This window comes from Saccharopolyspora sp. 7B (assembly GCF_020177435.1).
Taxonomy (GTDB): domain Bacteria; phylum Actinomycetota; class Actinomycetes; order Mycobacteriales; family Pseudonocardiaceae; genus Saccharopolyspora_C; species Saccharopolyspora_C gregorii.
Map to the genome: position 1 here is coordinate 1 of NZ_JAIUKC010000109.1, position 2,563 is coordinate 2,563.

General features: G+C 72.2%; 5 protein-coding genes. 1 reads left to right on the forward strand and 4 read right to left on the reverse strand.

All coding sequences use genetic code 11. The annotated features are described in order from the left end of the window. Positions 1 to 149 precede the first annotated feature (149 nt). Genes rpsR through rpmB form a run of 4 tightly spaced genes read right to left on the reverse strand, consistent with a single transcriptional unit; the run spans position 150 to position 1,110 of the window. Complete coding sequence (gene rpsR, locus LCD33_RS17635) at positions 150 to 395, reverse strand: 30S ribosomal protein S18 (protein WP_224963101.1); 246 nt, start codon at positions 393 to 395, stop codon at positions 150 to 152. Beyond that, on the reverse strand, positions 392 to 697 hold the full coding sequence (gene rpsN / locus LCD33_RS17640) for a 30S ribosomal protein S14 (protein ID WP_224963104.1): 306 nt from the start codon (positions 695 to 697) through the stop codon (positions 392 to 394). The genes rpsR and rpsN overlap by 4 nt, the downstream gene beginning before the upstream one ends. Positions 698 to 709: 12 nt before the next feature. Next, positions 710 to 874, reverse strand: coding sequence for a 50S ribosomal protein L33 (rpmG, locus tag LCD33_RS17645; protein WP_224963106.1), 165 nt, complete (start codon positions 872 to 874; stop codon positions 710 to 712). Further along, positions 874 to 1,110 (reverse strand): 50S ribosomal protein L28, encoded by a 237-nt coding sequence (gene rpmB / locus LCD33_RS17650; protein ID WP_224963108.1) that lies wholly within the window; start codon positions 1,108 to 1,110, stop codon positions 874 to 876. The genes rpmG and rpmB overlap by 1 nt, the downstream gene beginning before the upstream one ends. Positions 1,111 to 1,197: 87 nt before the next feature. Here rpmB and mrf point away from each other — a divergent pair, with 87 nt between their 5' ends. Continuing rightward, the gene (gene mrf / locus LCD33_RS17655; protein WP_224978058.1) at positions 1,198 to 2,460 is read left to right on the forward strand and encodes a ribosome hibernation factor-recruiting GTPase MRF; all 1,263 of its coding nucleotides are present in this window, start codon (positions 1,198 to 1,200) and stop codon (positions 2,458 to 2,460) included. The last annotated feature ends 103 nt before the right edge of the window (positions 2,461 to 2,563 follow it).

The window sequence follows — 2,563 nt, forward strand, 5'->3', positions numbered from 1 at the left end:
CCCCGCGGGGTTTGAGCGGGGTTGTGCCGGAGTCACGCTTGATACCCCCGGGGCGCCCCCCGGGTAAAAAAACCCCCCGCGGCCAAAACCCCGCTGAGGTTCCGCCACCCGACCCCCGAGCAAGACGAGCCGAAAACCAAGGAAAAAGTTCAGCGCTTGGCTGGGGAGGGGTAGGGGAGCAGGGCCATCTCCCGGGCGTTCTTGATCGCCGTGGCGACCTCCCGCTGCTCCTGCATGGTCAGCCCGGTCACCCGGCGGGAGCGGATCTTGCCGCGGTCGGAGAGGAACTTGCGCAGCAGCGCGACGTCCTTCCAGTCCACGGTGACGACGCGTTCCTTGCGCAGCAGGTTCTGCTTGCGGCGGGGCGGTTTGCGTTCGCTGGGCACGGTGCTCACCAACTCGACTTGGTCACGCCGGGCAGTTCGCCGTTGTGCGCGAGCTGGCGCAGGCGCACGCGGGAGAGCCCGAACTTGCGGAAGTAGCCGCGCGGCCTGCCGTCGACGGTGTCGCGGTTGCGCACGCGGGTGGCGCTGGCGTCGCGGGGCTGCCGGGACAGCTCGGCGACGGCGTCGGCGCGCTCCTCGGGGGAGCTGCCGGGGGCGGAGATGATCCGCTTGAGCTCGGCGCGGCGTTCGGCGTGCCGGGCGACGAGCACCTTCCGCTGCTCGTTGCGGGCGATCTTGGACTTCTTGGCCACCGGGTCTTCTCCTCAGCGCTCTTCGCGGAACTCGACGTGCTTCTTGATCACCGGGTCGTACTTGCGCAGCCGCAGCCGGTCGGGGTTGTTGCGGCGGTTCTTCCTGGTCACGTAGGTGAAGCCGGTGCCCGCGGTGGACCGCATCTTGATCACGGGACGGACGTCGTTGCTGGCCATCAGATGCGCTCCCCGCGAGATCGGATGTCGGCGACGACGGCTTCGATGCCGCGCTTGTCGATGGTCTTGATGCCCTTCGTGGACACCCGCAGGCGGATCCAGCGGTTCTCCGAGGGCAGCCAGTAGCGGCGCTGCTGCACGTTGGGCAGCCAGCGGCGGCTGGTGCGCACGTGCGAGTGCGACACCTGCTTGCCGTAGCCGGGTTCTCGCCCGGTCACTTGGCAGCGGATGGACACGAGGGGCCTCCTGATAACGACAGTCGTTTTCAATAAGGGTACCGTGTCGGTTCGGCAGATGAAAACCGTTCCTGATTGGGGCTGCGAGTGGGCACCGAAACCGAACCGTCCGAGGCCGCCCGGGTGCCGCTGGTCGTGGTCGCCGGGCTCGACGGCGAGCACGTCGCCGAGACCGCCGGAGCCGTCCGCGCGACCGACCCGCACGGCACCGCCGTCGTGCACCACGACCTGCGCGAAGTCACCTCCGGCGTGGTCCGCAGGTACCTGCGCCACGGCGACTCCGAACAGCTCACCGTGCTCGAACTCGCCCACGGCTGCGTGTCCTGCACGCTGCGCGAGGACTTCCTGCCGCTGCTGCGCAGGCTCGCCGCCGCCCCCGACGTGCGGCGCATCGTCGTGCGCCTCGACTCCTCCCTCGAACCCGAGGCGATCTGCTGGGCCATCGAGCACGTCGTCGTCGACACTGCCCCGGTAGCCGAGGACGTCGAGGTCGAAGCCGTCCTCACCGCCGTCGACCTGCCCAGCTGGCTCGGCGACGTCAGCGGCGACGAACCCCTCTACGAGCGCGGCCTCGCGGGCAGCCCCGACGACGAGCGCACCGTCGCCCAGGTCGGCGTCGGGCAGGTCGAGTTCGCCGACGCCGTCGTCCTCGCCGGGGACGCCGACCGCTGGCAGACCGTGCGCACCGAAGCCGTCCTCGACCGGCTGACCCCCGCCGCCCCGCGCACCGCGCTCACCGGGCTCGACGTGCCCGCGCTGCTCGCCCGCATCCCCGCCGGAGCCCGGCGCGGCGAAGTCGACGGCGCGCACGGCCCGCTGCTGCGCGGGCAGCCGCCGCTCGACGAGGAATCGGGCGTGTCCGTCGTGCTGTTCGAGCAGCGCCGCCCGTTCCACCCGGAACGGCTGCACGACGCGCTCGACGTGCTGCTCGACGGCGTCGTGCGGACCCGCGGCCGCGCCTGGGTCGCGAGCCAGCCCGACACCGCGCTCTGGCTCGAATCCGCCGGCGGCGGGCTGCGCGTCGGGCACGCCGGGCCGTGGCTCGTCACCCAGACCCCCGAGCAGTGGGCGCAGGTCGACCCGGAACGCCAGGTGAAGGCCTCGCTGAACTGGGACGACTACTACGGCGACCGGATGCAGGAACTCGTCGTCATCGCGCACGAAGCCGACCCCGGCGCCATCCGCGGCGCCCTGCACGAAGCCCTGCTCACCGACGAGGAACTCGCGCTCGGCGAGACCGCGTGGCGCGAACTGCCCGACCCCTTCGGCGAATGGCACGAGGACCCGTGCGCCGACGACGAACCCCAGCAGGCGCCCGCGTCCAGCGAAGGCGACCAGCGCGGGGCATGAGCACCCCGGGGGGGGGGGGGGGGGCCCCCGGGGGGGGGGGGGCCCCCCCCCCGCGGGGGGGGGGGTGACCCCCACAACCCCACCCGGAAGGCCCCCGCGGGTG

Bases quoted from the DNA above. Each gene is read 5' to 3' on its own strand.
- rpmG (WP_224963106.1), bottom strand. From the start codon at position 874: ATGGCCAGCAACGACGTCCGTCCCGTGATCAAGATGCGGTCCACCGCG.